Here is an 18,264-nt window from a genome sequence, read left to right on the forward strand (position 1 = left end):
GCTTTTCTCCATGCATGCACGCAGGCGCCGGCTGGCCTCCGGCCGCCACCGGCGGCTGAGTCATGCTTCGGCGCGCTCCACCGTGACGGTGCCGGCGTCGCCGTCGACCCTGACCCGCTGGCCGCTCGCGAGCCGCTGCGTGGCCACGCCGGTGCCCAGGACGGCCGGGATGCCGTACTCCCGGGCGACGATCGAGCTGTGGCTCAGCGGCCCGCCCACGTCGGTGACCACCCCCGATGCCATGGCGAACAGCGGAGTCCACGCGGGCGTGGTCATGCGGGCAACCAGGACCTCGCCCGGCCGCATGCTGGCGAAGTCCTCGGGGCCGCCGAGGAGGCGTGCCGGCGCGGTCACCTGCCCTGAGCTGGCGCCGACTCCCGAGATCGTGTCTCCACGCTGGTCCTGGGAGCCGGCCGGCATCATCTTTCCAAACGCCCGATCGGCCCAGCGGCTCTCGGGCAGGATCTGGGGCGCGGCTGCCTTCCGCTGGCCGCGCCACAGCATCTTGCGCTGCTCCACGGCGTCGGCCCGCACCGGCCGTGCGGCGCCGGTGATGGCTGCCCCCGGGGTAGCGAGGCCGAAATCGATGGCGTTGCGGAGCTCACCGAGCCGCAGCCAGAAGATGTCGGCGGGTTCGGCGATGATCCCCGAGTCCACCAGCCGCCGGCCGAGCTCCAGCAGCATCCGGCGCATCAGCGGCCACGCCAAGCCAATGTCGGCCAGCGCATCCTCACGGACGGGCGCCGCTTTCTGCGCCCAGCGCAGCAACCGGGTAAAGACGGCGCGGCGTGCGGGGCCGAGCCTGTCGCGGATCGCCCGGCCCTGGCCATCCCGGCGGTCGGCCGAACGCCGCTGGCGCTCATGCGGGTCGTTGCCCTCCCCGCGCAGGAAGAACTTCAGGGTTTCCAGCAGGGCGGATGGGTCGTCGGCGGGCACCGGGTTGACGAAGTCGAGGTTGTACACGGCGTGTCCGAACCGGTCCAGATGCCGCTGGAAGCGCGTCCGCCATTCCTCCCAGTCCCCCGCCTCGACGCCGTCGGGCCTGTCTCCCGTCCGCAACGACGCCGCGATCGATGCGGCCGGTCCTGAGGTCAGCGCTGCGGCCAGCCCGGGATGTCCGCGGGTCCACGCTGCGAGGTTGTACAGCGACTTCTCCGCACGGATGGGCTCGCTGTCGTACCCGAGCAGGAACGTCTGCCCCGGCGGGTCGCCGGCACGGCGGACCAGCCGGTCGTAAAACGTCCGGAACGCGATCTCGCTCGAAGCCGCGATCGGGATGACGGACTGCACCGCCGTGTAATAGGAGGTTCCGGCGTCGAGCAGTTCGGAGATCCCGCCCAGCAGCTCCGCGGACGGAAGGTCCTTCAGCGGTTTGGCGGCCCAGCGCCGCACCAGCCCGCGGTAGCGGGGGTGGGAGTAGTCCCGCCAGCCGTTGATGCCCATGTGCGCCTTGCCCCGTGCCAGGGCACTCATCGCGGTCAGCGACTTGCCCATCAGCCGCCACATCCCGCTGGACGTGTAGTAGTAGTACGCGTAGCCGTTGATCGTGGGCAGGGAGATGTCCCCCTCCCGCACCACGTCGCTGCCGACGGCCTGCGCCATCAGGGCCTTGATCGAGCGCGTCACCGAGCCGTCAATGAGGTCGGCGAACAACGGCGAGAGCGGATCGGGCAGCTGCTCCACAATGCTTGCCCGGAAGTACAGGCCCTTCGGAAAGGGCAACGGCCATTCCGTCGGGGCCTCGGCCGAGGGTTCGGGCAGCGCGGTGACGGGGCGGGACTGGACAATGGAGAACTCACCGGCGGAAAGAGCCCATTCGATGTCCTGCGGCGAGCCGAAATGCTCCGCGATGGCCACGCCCTGCCGTGCCAGTGCGGCCGCCGCCGCGTCATTTAACACCGGCTGGCGGCGCTGCCGCTCGGGAACCGGGAGCTCCGTGGTGCCCTGGTCCGAGTAGGCGGTCATGACCTGCTTATCCGCGGTCAGCCGGGACGCCACGCGGCCGGTGGCGGGATCCACCACGACGTCGTCGGTGGTGACGGCTCCGCTGACCACGGATTCGCCCAGGCCCCAGGCGGCACTGATCACCACCTGGTCGCGGCGGCCGTTGGAGGGGTTGGCGGTGAACATGACCCCGGCGGCGTCGGACTCGACCATCCGCTGGACCACCACCGCCAGGCGGACCGTGGCGGGATCGAGCCTTTCACGGGACCGGTAGGCCATGGCGCGCGCGGTCCACAGGGACGCCCAGCAGTCGATGACCGCGGCCGTCACGGCGTCAGGGCCCTGGACGTTCAGGTAGGTGTCCTGCTGACCCGCGAAGCTGGCAGAGGCGAGGTCTTCGGCGGTGGCCGAGGACCTGACGGCCACGGACGCATCTGCCCCGGCGTCGCCGTCGCCGCCGTCGATCTGGGCCGCGGACCTCCGGGAGAGCCCGCTGTACGCCTCACGCAGCTCGCGGGCGATCTCCTCCGGCATCACGCCTCCGGTGAACAGCGCTCGGATCCGCTGCGACGCGGCATCGTAATCGGTCCCCTGCGCACCGGCGGGAAGGGCGGCAAGTTCCAGGATCCGCGGGGCGATGCCGTTGGCCTCGACGAAGTCCGCGTACGCCGCGGTGGTCAGGACGAAGCCGGGCGGAACCGGAAATCCTGCCTGTAGCAGTTCCCCGAGGTTGGCGCCCTTGCCGCCGGCCATGCCGACGTCGCCGCGCCCCACCTGGGCAAAGTCCTTGATGTAGGTCATGACAGTGCGTCCCTTCTGCCCGGGCCCAGGTTAGCGTGCCGCCCAGTTCGCAGCGCTGCGCCTGGTTGACCCCATTTTGGCACGGCCGGACGCACTGTCCTATGGCCCGGCGTGACCCCTCAAATGCGGGCAGGTCCGTGAAATGCCCTCTAGTCCCGGCTGTGCGGGCGCCATACCACCACGGCCTGGGACCTTGCCCGCGGCCGCTGTCCACGGGTCAGGCTGACCACGTCACCGGCCGTGCCGGCGGCGAAGATGCGGGAGTCCAGGGGCTGGCGACGGCGGCCCAGCTCCTCGGTCAGTTCGCTCACCCGCCGCTGCAGCGCGGCCACCTGGTTCTCCAGCTCGAGGATCCGTTTGATCCCCTCGAGGGAGACGCCCTCGTGGGAGAGCCGCTGCACCTCCCGGAGCATGGTCACGTCCCGCTGGGAGTACCGGCGGGACTTGCCCGGGGCCCGGCTGGGCGACACGATGCCCAGCCTGTCGTACTGGCGGAGGGTCTGCGGGTGCATGTCAGCGAGCTCGGCTGCCACCGAGATGACGAAGATCGGCTGATCGAAGTTGATGTCCACGGCTGACGCCCGTCGCTAGAGCTTGGCCTTGGCTGCCAGGCCCTCGCGGACATCCGCGCCGGCGGTGGCGGCTGCGAATGCTTTCACGGCCTCCTCGGCTTCCTTGCTCAGGTTCCGCGGAACGGCGACATCGATGGTCACCAGCAAATCGCCGGTGCCCTTCGAGGTCTTCACGCCGCGGCCCTTGACCCGGAGGGTGCGCCCGGACGGGGTGCCGGCCGGCACCCGGACCCGGACGTGTTCGCCGTCGATCGTGGGGACTTCGATGTCGGCGCCCAGGGCGGCCTCGGGGAAGCTGACCGGCACGTGGATGCGGAGGTTGTCGCCGTCCCGCGTGTAGAAATCGTGGGGCTTGACGTTGACCGTCACCATCAGGTCGCCGTTGCCGGAGGGGCTGTACTGCCCCTTGCCGCGGACGCGGACCTTCTGGCCGTCCTTGATACCGGGCGGGACGCGGACGTCGATGACATCGCCGTCCGGCTCGCGCAGGCCGATCGTCGTGCCGCGGATGGACCCGGCGAAGGAAATGCTGGTGGTGGCCGTCCGGTCGGCGCCCTTCTGGGGCGCGCGCTGGTAGCCTGCCGGCCCACCGGCGCCGCCGAAGCCGCCGCCGAACAGGTCCGCGAACTCGGGCGGGATGCCGCCGGCGGTGCTGTATCCGCCGGAGTGCCGTCCGCCGCCGCCGGTGAACAGGCCGCCGAAGAGGTCTTCGAACCCGCCGTTTGCGGTGCTGCCCGCACCGTGGGGCGCGAAGCGGGCCCCGCCGCCCATGGCGCGGATGGCGTCGTACTGCTGGCGCTCGTCGGGGTCGGACAGCACGGAGTAGGCCTCGGAGATGTCCTTGAACTTCTTCTCCGCAGCCGCTTCGCCGGAGTTCGTATCCGGATGGTACTGCCGTGCGAGCTGCCGGTAGGCCTTCTTGATATCAGCGTCGGAAGCGTCCTTGGCAACACCAAGGATCTTGTAGAAGTCCTTGTCCACCCAGTCCTGGCTAGCCAATGGCGTTTCCTTTCAAAAGTAATGGGCCGGTGGTTGAGCTTGCCGAAACCGGGTTTCGACAGGCTCAACCACCGGTGATAAAACTACGCCGGAACGGCCACAATCACTTGTGCCGCGCGGAGGACGCGCTCGCCCGACTTGTAGCCGGAGCGGAGCACCTGGCTGACGGTGTCAACCTCGATGTCCTCGCCAGGCTGCTGGATGAGAGCCTCGTGGATGGTCGGATCGAACTCCACGCCGGTCTCATCAATACGGCTCAGGCCGTACGTCTTCAGCGCGTTTTCCAGCTTGGCGGCGATCGCGGCGAACGGGCCGTCCGCGAGGTCACCGTGCTGGCGGGCGGCGTCGACGTCGTCCAGCACCGGAAGCAGCGAGTTCAGGACGCCGATGACGGCCATCTCCCCTGCCACGGCGCGGTCGCGCTCGACGCGCTTGCGGTAGTTGACGTATTCGGCCTGCAGGCGCAGCAGATCGTTCTTCAGCTCCGCGGCAGCGGCGGCTTCAGTTCCCTGGGCCACCGATTCCTCCGCCGGCACCTCCACCTGGTTGAGGATTTCCTCAGCCTGGGCGAGGGCGTCGCCGTCGGAATCCGCGGCGGCCTCGACAGGCTCGGCCGCCGGTTCGCTGTGGTGCTCGCCCTGCGGGTGCCGTGCCTGCCCGGTCACCGGGTCCACCTTGCGGTGGTCCCGGATGACCGGTTCGTCACGCTTGCTGCCCTGATCGCGGGAAGAATCGTGCTCTTCTTCGTTACCGTGATGCGGCATGGTTACTTCTTCTCGTCTGCGGCGTCTTCGTCAACGATCTCGGCGTCGACGATGTCCTCGTCAGCCTTGCCGCCGGCGGGAGCGCCTTCAGCACCGGATGCACCCGTGGCACCGTCCGGCGAGCCGGCCTGTGCGTAGATGGCTTCGCCGAGCTTGGACTGGGACGCCTGCAGCTTCTCGAACGCGGCCTTCACGGCTGCGTCGTCGGTGCCTTCGAGCGCTTTCTTGAGGGCGTCGACGTCGGCCTTGACCTCGGTCTTGACCTCTTCCGGCAGCTTGTCGCTGTTGTCGGCGATCAGCTTGTCCACGGAGTAGGCGAGCTGCTCTGCCGTGTTGCGGGTGTCCGTTGCCTCGCGGCGGGCCTTGTCCTCGGCTGCGTGCTCCTCGGCGTCCTTGACCATCCGGTCAATGTCTTCCTTGGAGAGCGCGGTGCCGCCGGTGATGGTCATGGACTGTTCCTTGCCGGTGCCCTTGTCCTTCGCCGAGACGTGCACGATGCCGTTGGCGTCGATGTCGAAGGTGACCTCGACCTGCGGGACGCCGCGGGGAGCCGGGGCGATGCCGGTCAGTTCGAACGTGCCCAGCGGCTTGTTGTCGCGGGTGAATTCACGCTCGCCCTGGAAGACCTGGATGGCCACGGACGGCTGGTTGTCGTCAGCCGTGGTGAAGGTCTCGGACCGCTTGGTGGGGATGGCCGTGTTGCGCTCGATGAGGTGCGTCATGACACCGCCCTTGGTTTCGATGCCCAGGGACAGCGGGGTGACGTCGATGAGGAGAACGTCCTTGCGCTCGCCCTTCAGCACGCCGGCCTGCAGGGCAGCGCCGACAGCCACGACCTCGTCCGGGTTGACGCCCTTGTTGGGCTCCTTGCCGCCGGCCAGTTCCTTGACCAGTTCGTAGACGGCGGGCATGCGGGTGGAACCGCCCACGAGTACGATGTGGTCGATCTCGGAGAGCTTGATGCCGGCTGCCTTGATGACGTCCTGGAACGGCTTCTTGGTGCGCTCGAGCAGGTCCTTGGTGAGGTCCTGGAACTTGGCGCGGGTCAGCTGCTCGTCCAGGTGGACCGGGCCGTCGGGGGTGACGGAGAGGTACTGGAGCGAAACGTTGGTGCTCGAGGAGGAGGACAGTTCCTTCTTGGCCTGCTCGGCAGCTTCGCGGAGGCGCTGCAGGGCGATCTTGTCCTTGGACAGGTCGATGCCCTTGACCTTGAGCTGGTTCAGCAGGTAGTCAACAACGCGCATGTCCCAGTCGTCGCCGCCGAGGTGGTTGTCACCGGCGGTGGCGCGGACCTGGATGGTGGAGAAGTTGTCTTCATCCTTGCCGACTTCCAGCAGGGAGACGTCGAACGTTCCGCCGCCGAGGTCGAACACCAGGATGAGTTCGTCTTCCTTGCCCTTGTCCAGGCCGTAAGCGAGCGCGGCGGCGGTGGGCTCGTTGACAATGCGGAGGACGTTGAGGCCTGCGATTTCGCCGGCTTCCTTGGTGGCCTGGCGCTGGGCGTCGTTGAAGTACGCCGGAACCGTGACCACTGCGTCGGTGACCTTTTCACCGAGGTAGGACTCGGCGTCGTTCTTCAGCTTCATCAGGATGCGCGCGGAGATTTCCTGCGCGGTGTACTTCTTGTCGTCGACCGGGACGCTCCAGTCAGTGCCCATGTGGCGCTTGACGGAGGCGATGGTGCGGTCGATGTTGTTGACGGCCTGGCGCTTGGCGATCTCGCCGACCAGGACTTCGCCGGACTTGGAGAACGCAACGACGGACGGCGTGGTGCGGCCACCCTCGGCGTTGGCAATAACGGTGGGCTCGCCACCTTCGAGAACGGAGACGACGGAGTTGGTGGTTCCGAGGTCGATACCTACTGCACGTGACATGTGTTGCTTCCTTCTTTCCTTGGAAACTTGTTGCCCCGATCCTGCGCCGGCGGCCGGGCTTTGACCCGGCGGAGGACCGCAGGCCCGCTGACCGGACCTGCCTGGATCGGGGTTCGCTCACTCCTTGAGCGATCTGCACTCAACTCTACTCAGGACCGGATTTAAGTCAATCCAAACTTGAGTCAAACACGCTCAACTTTGGTTTTGGGGCAGTCTGCATCCAAGGAAAAGCCCCCGGTATTCCGCGGATATCCGCGGAATACCGGGGGCTGGGACTACGGCGCCACCACAGTTTCGCTGAGCGTGAACTGCGGGCGGGGAGCTACGCGCCAGCGGGAGCGCCGCCGTCGTCCTTCCGTGGTGCGTTGACCTGGCCGTCCGTCAGTTCATCCTTGAGGTCATCGGCCGTGCCGCGCTCCGGGGCGGTTCCGGCGGCACCGTAGTCGCCTTCCGGGTACTCCCCTTCTTGTTCGGCGCGCAGTTCCTGGCCCACCGTGCCGGCCTTCCCGTAGTCGCCCTCGGGGTAAGTGCCTTCCTCGGCATCGGCAGGGACTTCCACCGTTCCGGCGTCGCCGTAATCACCGGTAGGGTATTCGCCTTTCGCATCTGCGCGAGCATCGTCACCCACCACGCCGGCGTCGCCGTAGTCGCCTTCAACATACTGGCCGCTCTCATCCTCGAGCGCCGGTTTCCCTGTGCTGTTGGCGGCCTTTCCCGGGGTTTCAAACTCGCTGTTTTCGGTCATCGCGTGATCACTCCTTCGGAGGACTGGGCGCGCCCATCCAGGCGCATTGGCAGTCTACTCAGCCGGGGCAGGCCGCAACAGGGGCCCGAACGGGGGCCGGCCGGTGCGGCTCAGGTCCCGGCGAGGCCAGTGGTGGCCACGCCCTTGATGATCTGCCGCTGGAAGAACAGGAAGACGACGATCAGCGGCAAGGCGGCCAGCAGCGCGGACGCCATGTTCTGGGCGTACTGGATGCCGTAGGCGCTCTTGATGGTCTGCAGGCCCACCGGAAGGGTCAGCAGCGAACTCTCGTTGGTGGCGACGAACGGCCACAGGAAGTTGTTCCATGCACCGATGAACACGAAGATGGCCACGGCGGCCAGGATCGGCCGGGACAGCGGCAGCACAATGGTGGTGAAGATCCGCAGCCTGCCGGCGCCGTCCATCAGTGCCGCTTCCTCGAGTTCACGCGGGATCTGGTCAAAGAACTTCTTGAGCACGAACACCATGGGCGAATGGATCACCTGGGGCAGGATCAGCGCCCAGTAGGTGTCGATCAGGCCGAGGGACTGCATCTGCTGGAACAGCGGGATGAGGAGGACCGGCGGCGGAATGATGATGGACGCCACGATCACGCCCATCAGCATCCTCTTGCCGCGGAAATCGATCCGCGAAATGGCGTAGGCCACCGACGCGGAAATCACCAGCGTGATGGCGGTGATCGCCGCTGACGTGAACAGCGAGTTGAGCGTCCAGGTGGGGATGTTGCCGCTCTGCAGCACTTTGGCAAAGGCATCGAGAGTGAAGCCCGACGCCGGTATCCAGCTGATGGGGGTGGACGCGGCATCCGTTTCGGTCTTCAGCGCGGTGGCGGTGGCCCAGGCGAAGGGCACCAGCCACGCCACAGCGAGGGCCGACACGACGACGGTGGCCAGGACGCGGCACAGCGGCGGCTTCGGGCGGCGGTTTGGCACGGGTTCGGCGGAGCCCTTGATCCGGAGTGCGGGCTTGGACAGTGTGGTGGTAGCCATGGCTAGGCGCTCCTTTTCCGTGTGGTGAAGACCTGGGCCAGCGCAATGAGCAGGATCAGGCCGAAGAAGATGTAGGAAATGGCTGCCGAATAGCCCAGCCGGTAGCCCGTGAATCCGGCCTCGAAGATGTACTGCACGATGGAGCGGGTCGCTCCGCCCGGTCCGCCTTCGGTCATCTGGTAGATCTGGTCAAAGACCTTCAGGGACGCGAGGATCTGCAGGATGACGATCATCACCGTGGTGGGTCCGAGTTGGGGAAGACTGATGGAGAAAAACTGCCGCCAGCCGCCCGCGCCGTCGAGTGAGGCCGCTTCATAGTGCTGCTGCGGGATGTTCTGCAGGGCGGCCAGGTACAGCAGGAAGTTGAAGCCCACGGTCCACCAGACCGTTGCAATCACCACCGCCCACATCGCTACCGAGGGATCGTTCAGCCACGCCACCGGCGGAATGCCCAGGTTTGCGAGCATGTCGTTGAACAGCCCCAGCTCCGGGTTGTACATCCAGGCGAAGAAGAGCGAGACCACGGTGGAGGCGAGCAGGAACGGGGAGAAAAAGGAGAGCCGCCACAGCCACTGCGCCGGAAGGCCCATGTTGACGAGTGCCGCGAGTGCCAGGGCGATCACCACCAGCGGCACGGTGCTGATCAGCGTGAAGTACAGGGTGTTACCCAGCGACCGCCACATGTCCGCGTCGGCGAACGCCTCGGTGTAGTTGGCCAGGCCGATGAACCCGCTGTTGGCGCCCGTGAGCGACTTTCCGGTGAGGCTCATGACCGCCCCGGAAATCATGGGCCAGACCAGGAACGTCAGGAAGAAAACCAGGAACGGGGCGGAGAAGGCCCAGCCGTGGATGTTGTCGCGCCTGGCGCGGGGCGATTTCGCCGCGGGCGCCGGGGCGGGCGATTGGACCTGCGCTGGAATGTCGTCGCGCCGGATGCGGGATGATTTCCCGGCGGGCGCCGTTGTGGGGGCGGTGCTCATGAGGACTCCTTTGTCACGAACGGGTCGGTGCTCAAACGGGGTTCGGCGGCCATGCGGGATCGCTGCTCACACCGGGTTGGGCATGGCGAGGACTGAGTTGATGCGCTTCATGAAGGCGTCCCAGCCGTCTGCGGCCTTGTCCCGGTCCAGGAACACGTTCTGGACGTTCTCGGCGAAGTAGCTCTGGAAGTCGGATCCGGAACCGGTGAACCAGGCCTCGGGATCGTAGTTGATGATGTCCGCCGCGTGCGCATAATCCGCCTGCGGATGCAGTGCCGCGTACTCGCTGGACTTCACCACCGGCTGGTAGGCCGGAATGTGGCCGGCCTCCGCCCAGCTCAGCGAACCCTTGAGCATCGACGCAACGAACTGGTACACGCCGCGGCGCTTGGATTCGTCCAGCTGGGCCTGGTGCGGCAGCACGAACGAGTGCGAGTCGGCGAAGGCCGCCGGCGTTCCGAACAGGGTGGGGATGGTGCTGGCACCGAGCGGAACACCCGCCGTCTTCATGGTGGGTAGCTCCCAGACGCCGGTGAAAAGCAGCCCCGACCCCTGGCTGGCGAATTCCGCAATGGCCGTGCCGCCGTCGCCGCTTTTCGTGGAAATGGTGTTGTCCAGCAGCGACCTGATGAACTCCAGGCAGTCAATGGCCACGTCCCGCTCCACCTGGGCGGGCCTGCCGGGATCCAGGACGAAGTCCGCGCCGTGCTGGCGGTAGAGCGTATAGAACAGGCGCCACATCTGCGCGCCGTCGCCCAGGTATCCGTACGAGAGCCCGTGCTTGCCGGTGACGCGCTGCAGTTCACGGCTCACATCAAGGAACTGAGAGGGCGAGGAGATCCCGGCCAGCTTCCCGTTGCTCCCCAGCACGCCGGCCTTGTCTGCCACCTCCGTGTTGTAAAGCATCACGAACGGGTGCGAATCCAGGGCCAGCGAAAACACCCGGCCGTTGAACTGGCTCTTCTCCCAGATTCTCGGGCCGAAGTCCTCCGGGCGCACCCCGAACTCCGCCAGCAGGTCCAAATCCCAGGCATCAAGCAGTCCGCCCGGTGCGTAGCCGGGCACCCTGGCCGCATGCATGATGGCCACCTCGGGCGGCCGCCCGCCCGCCGAGGCCATGGCCAGTTTGGTGTAGTACGGAGTACCCCACGCCAGCACAGTGGGCTTGATCCTGAAGTCAGTGTGGTCCGCGTTGGCTTTGTCGATCATGGCCATCATCTTGATGCCGTCGCCGCCGGAGAGCAGGTGCCAGAAGCGGATGTCATTCCCGGCAGCCTGCGCGGACCCGCCGCATCCTGTCAGGCTTGCCCCGAGCGAAAGACTGCCAACCAGCGCACCTCCTCCCAGCAGCAGTTGCCTGCGGGAAAGATGCCTCGGGCCTGTATCAACTTGCTTCACCGTCACTCCTTTGGACGTAGCCGCTGGCAAATGGACGGCCCCGGCGACCACCGGGGCCAGGCTCAACGACTGTGGGCTGAAACACACTTTATATCGTTGTAAATTCACATACAAGACATTTTTGTTAGCGTTAACAAACTGATAGTGGCCACTCTTCCGGCACAGCAGTCCCTACTCGAGACCAGCGACGCCGGCCAGTATCTGCACGTGGTGCTCGAACAGCTCATCCCGCGCCGCGAAGGTGTCGGCACCGTACTGGCCGAAGACTTCAAAGCTGATGGCACCGAAGACCGACGTCCACGCCAGCGCGCCGCGGGCCAGCAGCGCCTCGGGAACAGCCAGCCCCAGTTCACCGCGGATTGCCTTAAGGTCCGCAGCCAGCGCGGGACCCACGGCGGCGGCGTCCGGCGCTGCCAGCTTGCCGGCCCTGTAGGCGGAATCCAGGATCCCCGTCAGGCTGATGACCACGCGCGTGCCGGGGCCCGTGGTCCGCTCTGCCGGGGCCTGATAACCGGGCACCGGACTTCCGAACAGGAGCGCGTAGCGGGCGGGTTCGCCGAGTGCCCATTTCCTGACGGCATGGGCCAGGGCGCCAAAGCGGCCCGTGAAGTCGCCCGCCGGGAGGGCCTCGACGGCAGCGTCCACCGCATCCCCCAACTCGCCATAGGCATCGATGAGCAGGAGCGTCAGGAGCTCGTCCCGGTTCTCCACGTACCGGTAGACCGCCGAGGACACGACGCCGAGGTCGCGGGCCACCGCGCGGAGCGAGAGGGCGGCGGCTCCGTGCAGGGCGAGATGCTCGCGGCCCAGCCTGATGATCTGCTCGATGGTCCGGATGCGGGCCTGTTCGCGGGGCGTCCGGGGCTTGGGGGATTCGGCCATTCCCCAAGGATGGCATGAAATAGAGCAGCGGACACAATTGTGAGCAGTGCTCTTGACTTTCAGACGCCCAGCGCCCATTCTGGATTCAGAGAGCACCGCTCTCATACGACTCCTCACGAAAGCGGGCACAACATGCCAGAAGAACTATGCGTCGTCACGGGCGCCGGGCCGGTGGGCTGGACGGTCGCCGAGCAGCTCGCCGGCCAGGGCCACCGCGTCCGCGTCCTGACACGGTCCGGCAGCGGTCCGGAACACCACCTGATTGAAAAGCGCGCCGTGGACGTGAGCGACCGGGCCCTGGTGGCGGATTCGCTGGCCGGCGCCACCGCCCTTTTCCATTGCATCCACGGCTCTGCCTACAGCGCCAAGGCCTGGGAGCGGGAACTTCCGCGGGCAGAAGAGGCCATCCTGGCGGCGGCAGGCGAGGCGGGCGCCGTCGTCGTCTTTCCCGAAAGCCTCTACTCCTACAGTGAACCCGACCGGGTGATGACGGAGAACGGCCCGCGCGAGGCCCAAGGCGGGAAGCGCAGGGTGAGGACGGCGCTGCTGCAGGCACGGGCGGCGAGCGCCACCAATACCGTTAGCGTGGTTGCAGGCGACTTCTTCGGGCCCCGGGTGCGGACATCGCACGCGGGTGAGCGCATGGTGCCGAGAATTATGGCGCGGCGGCCGCTGCAGGTGGTGGGCAGCGCGGACCAGCCGCATTCGTTCACGTTCGTGCCCGACCTGGCGGCGGCCATGATTAAGGCCGCACAAACGCCCGCGCTGTGGAACCGCGTGCTGCACGCCCCCACCAACCCGGCCCTGACCCAGCGGCAGCTCGCCGGCGCACTGGCTGAGGCGGCTGGCGTCCCCGGGCCCAAGGTCGGCGTGCTGCCGGGCTGGCTGCTGCGCGCGGTCGGAGTGTTCTCGGCCGATATCCGCGAACTCGCCGAGATGCTCTACCAGTTCCAGCGGCCGTTTGTGATGGACTCCGCGGCCAGCGAGGCGGCGCTGGACCTACGGCCCACTCCCCTGGCCGACGCTGCCCGGATGACCGTGGACTGGTGGAAATCGGAGGCGCCCGCAGGCGCCGCACACGGTACGGCTAACTGACGCCGGCACCCTGGACCTCGGCCCTGCCCGCACTTTCGTCCGCCGGGGGGAAGGGCTCCTGCTCCGTGCGCCCCGGTCCGCGCCCCAGCCTGCTGGGCCACCAGATGCGCCGGCCCAGATCGTAGGCCAGGGCCGGGACCAGCAGCGAGCGCACCAGCACCGTGTCCAGCAGCACGCCGAAGGCTACGATGAACGCGAGCTGGACCAGGAACATGATGGGGATGACGCCCAGCGCCGCGAAGGTTGCGGCGAGGACCACCCCGGCGGACGTGATGACGCCGCCCGTCACGCCGAGGCCGCGCAGGATCCCGGGCCGGGTGCCGTGCTTGAGCGATTCCTCGCGGACGCGGCTCATGAGGAAGATGTTGTAGTCCACGCCGAGGGCCACCAGGAACACGAAGCCGAAGAGCGGCACGGTGGCGTCGGCTCCCGGGAACCCGAAGATGTGGTTGAACACGAGGGCGGAGACCCCCATGGCGGCCGCGTAGGAAAGGACCACGGACGCCACCAGCAGGGCGGGCGCAAGGACGGACCGCAGCAACAGCATCAGGATGACCAGGATGACGCCCAGCACCACGGGGATGATGGTGAACAGATCCCGCTGCGCCGTGGTGTTGGTGTCCCGGGCCGTGGCCGTCACCCCGCCAACCAGCGCCGCCGGGTCCAGCCCCTTCATGTTATCCCGCAGCGCGACCACAGCATTTTCGGCCTCATTCGAGTCTGCGGCGAAGTCGAGGGTGGCGTTGATCAGTACCCTCCCGCCGCGGACGGCCGGGGCGGTGGGCGCACCGGGCGCGCCGGTAATCGGCACGCTTCTGTCGGCCAGCAGATAGGCGCTCCCCACGCCGTCGGCCGCCCTGACCTCCGCCAGCACCTCCGCGGCTTTGGCCTCCGAAGCCACAATGACCGCGGGGCTTCCGCTTCCGGCGTCGAAATGTCGGCCCAGCGCGCCCTGGCCGTCCACGGCGTTGGAGGCGTTGAGGATGACGTCGGTCTGCGGAACGCCGTGAGCCTTGAGCTGCAGGATGCCCGCCGAAGCGGCAAACAGCAGGAGGGCAGACGCCACCCAAACAATCCGCGGCCGCCGGGACACCAGGGAGCCGGCGGCACGCCACAGCCCCTTCTGGCCTTCCAGCCCCGTGGCCAGCCGCGGCCCGCGCTCACCTTCCGGCACCAGTCCGGGACGGAACGGCCAAAAAGCGCCGCGCCCGAGGAGCGCCATGAGGGCGGGCAGCAGGGTCAGCGCCGCAAAGAGGGCGCACAGGATGCCTGCTGCCGCCACCGGACCCAGGGCCTTGTTGGAGTTGAGGTCGGAGAACAGCAGGCAGAGCAGGGCAATGATCACCGTGGCTCCGGACGCCAGGATCGGCTCGAAGGAGGCCTTCCACGCCGTGAGGACGGCCGCGGTCCGGTCCGCGGTGTGGGTGAGCGCCTCGCGGAACCGTGCCACATAGAGCAGGGCATAGTCCGTGGCGGCGCCGATCACCAGGATCGACAGAATGCCCTGGCTCTGGCCGTTGAGCTGGATCCAGCCGAGTTTCGCCATGCCGAACACCAGCAGGATGGCCGCACACAGGGCGAACACCGACGTCAGGAGGACGGCGAGGGGCAGGAGCAGGGACCGGTAGACCGCCAGGAGGATGGCGAAAACCGCTCCAAGCGCCACGAGCAGCAGGATCCCGTCGATGCCGGCAAAGGCGCCCGCCAGGTCCGCCGCCAGCCCGGCGGGGCCGGTGACAAACGTCTGCGTTCCGCCCGGCGCTTTGGCGCGGACGGCGTCCCGCAGCTCCGCCACGGCGTCCTTCACTTCGCCGGACGACGAAATGGGCACGATGAACTGCACGGCCTTTTGGTCCTGGGAGGGCAGGGGCCCGATCACGGTACTGCCCGCCCGCAGCGCCTCCAGCGCGCCCTTGAGGGCTGCCGCCTCGCCCAGTTGGGCCCGGGTGAAGGCGGCACCGCTTTCAAGAACGACGACGGCGGGAACCTCATCGGAGTCCCTGAACTTTTCCTGCCAGTCGCGCGCCTCGGTGGCTTCCGCACCGGCCGGCAGGAACGACGCCTGGTCATTGGACGAGACTTCGTCCAGCCTGCCGAAGGTGGGCCCGCCGACGCCGGCGATGGCCAGCCACGCGAGGACGAGCAGACCCGGAATAAGCCACCGCAGCCAGAACGGGACGCGCGGCGCGGTGTGGATTCTCATCTTCATGGCGACCTTCGTTGATGGTGGTGGACCTCGGCTGGTATGGGCCGAAGCAGAATGAATCCAGCATAGACTATCTCCATCATAGAGATAGTTCCCACTCTGTAGTGGCGGCGCGCTGCTCCGCGTGGCACCGCTGGAGTAAACTCCGGAGGGCGTCAAAGGGAAAGGAGGCCACCGTGTCCGAAGAACCGGCTGACCGACCGCACCCCGATGAGCCTAAGGAGGCCTTGCCCGGCACACCACAGCCCCTGGTGCGGCTGCTTCAGGAGTTCACGCTCGAGGCCAACCGGTACGTCGATGCCGCCGGCGGCCGGAACGACATGCACCGCACCGACCTCAACGCGCTCGCCGTGATTATGCGGCACTCCGCCACGGATCAGGTGGTCACCCCCGGGACACTGCGCAAGGAACTCAATCTGAGCTCCCCCGCCACCACCGCGCTGATCGACCGGCTCTGCAGCTCGGGGCACGTCATCCGCGAGCGCCAAGGCCAGGACCGCCGGCAGGTCCAGCTCCGGATGACGGACAAGGCTTACCATGACGGCAGCGCCATGTTCCTCCCGCTTGCCCGGCACATGGGCGCGGCGATGGCCGGGTTCACGCCGCAGGAACTGGAGACGGTGACCCGGTTCATGAACTCGATGATCGAGGCCACCGTCCGCGCCGGCGTGGAAGCCTCCGGCAAAGCGCCGACTACCGGACCGTACGGCCCGCGCTAGGCTTCTGTGCCGGCACAGCTTGTTCAGCCGCAGCGCCGCTACGGACTTCGGCCTCTTTGCGCCGGCGTTGACCGCGCCCGCCGGCAACCAACGCCGCCGCGCCGAGGAGGACCGGAACCAGCAGCGCCCACCCGCTGAAAAGCAGGACCAGCACCATCACCGCGGCGGCAACGATCACGCCGTACCAGGCCGCCGTCCCCGGACGAAGCAGCCGGACGCCGGACGCAAGCCCGAACGCCGTCACCGCCGTGAAGCAGGCCGATGCCGCACCGATCTGGAACTGCATGCTGGCCAGTCCGGCCGCCGCCGCGCCGAAGGACACGAACGTCATCGCGGCCAGCAGCGCAAGGCTGGCGGCCGGCACCTGCCCCGGGGCTCCGCCGCGCGCCAGGCGCCGCGGCAGCACGCCGTCGGACGCCAGCTTCGCGCCCAAGCGGCTGGCGCCGGCAACGAAGGTGTTCAGCGGGCCGAAGGTGAGGACCGCCGCCGCGACCGCCGTAAGCGGGGCGGCCAGACCTCCGAGCCCTTTCTCCAGCAGGTCCGCCACGGGCACCGCACTGCCGGGCAGCCCGGGGCCGAGGACCGCGACGGCGGCCGCCACGACGCCGATGTAGACCACGCCCACCACGATCAGCGTGAACCAGGTGGCCCGTTTGAGGTCCCGCTCCGGGTGGCGGAACTCCGCGGCCAGATGCGTCACGGCCTCCCAGCCGGCGAAGCAGAAGAAGAGCAGGCTCGCGGCGCCGCCCACAGCCCAGTAGCCGTGCGGAGCGAAAGGCTCGAAGTTCTCCGCCTTCGCGTGCGGCGCCGCGACGGCCACGGCCAGCGCCAGTAGCCCCACGAGGACCACCATGAGCGTCAGCTGGATGCGGCTGGAGAGCTTGATTCCGGCGGCGTTGCTCGCGAACCCTGCCGCCAGCAGCACCGCTGCAGCGGCCAGCGCCGTTCCGCGGCAGCCGCCCAGGGCGTGGGCGATGTAGTTGCCGCCGATCACCGCGGTGGCGGGAGCCCCGAACGGGATGGCGAAGTAGAAGAGATAGCCGGCCACGGCGGAGGCGCGCCGCCCGAATGCCCGCGTCACGAAGTGCGCTATCCCCCCGGCGTCGGGCTGCTGACGGCTCATTTCGGCGAAACTGAACGCCACCGGAGTGCAGAACACCAGCAGCAGCGCCCACGCGAGGAGCGACGCCGGACCCGCCTCCCGGGCCGCGATGGCGGGGAGCACCAGCACGCCTGACCCGAGGATGGCACCGACATAGATCCCTGTTGCCCGGAAGACGCCGAGCCCTGCTTTGTTACTGATCCTGTTGTTCTCCACCCCTCTAATCATCCGCAGAAGCCGGGCCGGCAGAAGCGGGGAAACAGACGGCCGACGACAAAAAACTGCCGGTCTTGCTCCGGCCCATCCCCGGCGCGGAGGAGTAGCGTTTCCCTATGAGTGCGCAGCAGCCAGAAGATGTATATACGCATGGCCACCACGAGTCAGTGGTCCGCGCCCATGCCTCGCGGACGGCGGAGAACTCCGCGGCGTTCGTGATTCCGCACCTCACCCCCGGGGTGTCGGTGCTGGACGTCGGGTGCGGGCCGGGCAGCATCACGTGCGACTTCGCCGGACTGGTGGCCCCCGGGAAGGTGACCGGGCTGGACCGTTCCCCGGACGTCATCGCCCACGCGCGGGAACTTGCGTCCGATCGCGGCGTGGAGAACGTCGAGTTCGTGGCCGGCAACATCTACGACCTGGACTTCGAGGACGACACGTTCGACGTCGTGCACGCCCACCAGGTCCTGCAGCACCTGACCGATCCCGTGGAGGCGCTGCGCGAGATGCGACGGGTGGCCAAGCCGGGCGGCATTGTGGCTGTGCGCGACGCCGATTTCCACGGCATGAGCTGGTACCCCGCCATCCCCGAACTCGACGAGTGGATGGACCTGTACCAGCGGATCGCCCGGAGGAACGGCGCCGAACCCGACGCCGGACGCCGCCTGGTTTCCTGGGCGCAGGCGGCAGGATTCACGGACGTGGCGCCCACGAGCAGCAATTGGCTTTACGCCACCGGGCAGCAGCGGCGCTGGCAGGCCAGGGTGTGGGGCGAGCGCGTGCTGCACTCAGCCTTCGCCGAACAGGCCCTCGAGTACGGGTTCGTGCAGGAGGCAGACCTCACCCGCATCTCGGCAGGGTGGCACCGTTGGGGCTCCACGAACGACGGCTGGTTCCTCATCCCCAACGGCGAGGTCATCGCGCGCGCCTGAACCTGGGCCCGGCCCGTAGGCCCGC

Annotated in this window: 15 protein-coding genes; 3 read left to right on the forward strand and 12 right to left on the reverse strand. The window is 67.9% G+C overall.

Annotated elements, in window-relative coordinates:
- Positions 1–60 precede the first annotated feature (60 nt).
- The 10 genes from ABFP37_RS15235 to ABFP37_RS15280 form a co-directional block, all read right to left on the reverse strand.
- On the reverse strand, positions 61–2,745 hold the full coding sequence (locus tag ABFP37_RS15235) for a PEP/pyruvate-binding domain-containing protein (protein ID WP_347034058.1): 2,685 nt from the start codon (positions 2,743–2,745) through the stop codon (positions 61–63).
- Between the two features lie 149 nt (positions 2,746–2,894).
- Positions 2,895–3,317 carry a helix-turn-helix transcriptional regulator gene (locus ABFP37_RS15240; RefSeq protein WP_144275897.1) on the reverse strand — a complete coding sequence of 141 codons (423 nt, stop codon included), beginning with the start codon at positions 3,315–3,317 and terminating at the stop codon, positions 2,895–2,897.
- Positions 3,318–3,332: 15 nt separating this feature from the next.
- On the reverse strand, positions 3,333–4,316 hold the full coding sequence (locus ABFP37_RS15245; RefSeq protein ID WP_347034059.1) for a DnaJ C-terminal domain-containing protein: 984 nt from the start codon (positions 4,314–4,316) through the stop codon (positions 3,333–3,335).
- 83 nt (positions 4,317–4,399) lie between these two features.
- Entirely contained in the window at positions 4,400–5,080 is a 681-nt protein-coding gene (locus tag ABFP37_RS15250) for a nucleotide exchange factor GrpE (protein WP_078026969.1), read from the reverse strand.
- Positions 5,081–5,082: 2 nt separating this feature from the next.
- Entirely contained in the window at positions 5,083–6,954 is a 1,872-nt protein-coding gene (gene dnaK / locus ABFP37_RS15255) for a molecular chaperone DnaK (protein WP_078026968.1), read from the reverse strand.
- A gap of 322 nt (positions 6,955–7,276) precedes the next feature.
- Positions 7,277–7,699, reverse strand: a complete 423-nt coding sequence (locus ABFP37_RS15260; RefSeq protein ID WP_347034060.1) for a hypothetical protein — start codon at positions 7,697–7,699, stop codon at positions 7,277–7,279.
- Positions 7,700–7,809: 110 nt separating this feature from the next.
- Complete coding sequence (locus ABFP37_RS15265; protein ID WP_347034061.1) at positions 7,810–8,709, reverse strand: carbohydrate ABC transporter permease; 900 nt, start codon at positions 8,707–8,709, stop codon at positions 7,810–7,812.
- Positions 8,710–8,711: 2 nt separating this feature from the next.
- Complete coding sequence (locus tag ABFP37_RS15270; protein ID WP_347034062.1) at positions 8,712–9,689, reverse strand: sugar ABC transporter permease; 978 nt, start codon at positions 9,687–9,689, stop codon at positions 8,712–8,714.
- 66 nt (positions 9,690–9,755) lie between these two features.
- A complete protein-coding gene (locus ABFP37_RS15275; RefSeq protein ID WP_347034063.1) occupies positions 9,756–11,087 on the reverse strand; it encodes an extracellular solute-binding protein in 1,332 nt (443 codons plus the stop codon).
- A 171-nt stretch (positions 11,088–11,258) separates the two neighbouring features.
- Complete coding sequence (locus tag ABFP37_RS15280) at positions 11,259–11,969, reverse strand: TetR/AcrR family transcriptional regulator (protein WP_078026963.1); 711 nt, start codon at positions 11,967–11,969, stop codon at positions 11,259–11,261.
- A 132-nt stretch (positions 11,970–12,101) separates the two neighbouring features.
- Between ABFP37_RS15280 and ABFP37_RS15285 the strand changes: the two genes are divergently transcribed.
- Complete coding sequence (locus tag ABFP37_RS15285) at positions 12,102–13,064, forward strand: NAD-dependent epimerase/dehydratase family protein (protein ID WP_078026962.1); 963 nt, start codon at positions 12,102–12,104, stop codon at positions 13,062–13,064.
- On the opposite strand, the gene ABFP37_RS15290 is transcribed toward ABFP37_RS15285, so the two are convergent.
- Positions 13,057–15,273: an MMPL family transporter gene (locus ABFP37_RS15290; protein WP_078026961.1), complete on the reverse strand. Its 2,217-nt coding sequence runs from the start codon at positions 15,271–15,273 to the stop codon at positions 13,057–13,059. The genes ABFP37_RS15285 and ABFP37_RS15290 overlap by 8 nt on opposite strands.
- Positions 15,274–15,446: 173 nt before the next feature.
- Between ABFP37_RS15290 and ABFP37_RS15295 the strand changes: the two genes are divergently transcribed.
- A complete protein-coding gene (locus ABFP37_RS15295; RefSeq protein ID WP_347034064.1) occupies positions 15,447–15,989 on the forward strand; it encodes a MarR family transcriptional regulator in 543 nt (180 codons plus the stop codon).
- On the opposite strand, the gene ABFP37_RS15300 is transcribed toward ABFP37_RS15295, so the two are convergent.
- Positions 15,964–17,307, reverse strand: a complete 1,344-nt coding sequence (locus tag ABFP37_RS15300; RefSeq protein WP_347034065.1) for an APC family permease — start codon at positions 17,305–17,307, stop codon at positions 15,964–15,966. The genes ABFP37_RS15295 and ABFP37_RS15300 overlap by 26 nt on opposite strands.
- A 116-nt stretch (positions 17,308–17,423) precedes the next feature.
- Here ABFP37_RS15300 and ABFP37_RS15305 point away from each other — a divergent pair, with 116 nt between their 5' ends.
- Positions 17,424–18,239, forward strand: a complete 816-nt coding sequence (locus tag ABFP37_RS15305) for a class I SAM-dependent methyltransferase (RefSeq protein ID WP_078026958.1) — start codon at positions 17,424–17,426, stop codon at positions 18,237–18,239.
- The last annotated feature ends 25 nt before the right edge of the window (positions 18,240–18,264 follow it).

Origin of the sequence: Burkholderia sp. RS01 (assembly GCF_039748055.1) — a bacterium.
In the GTDB taxonomy this organism is placed as follows: domain Bacteria; phylum Actinomycetota; class Actinomycetes; order Actinomycetales; family Micrococcaceae; genus Arthrobacter.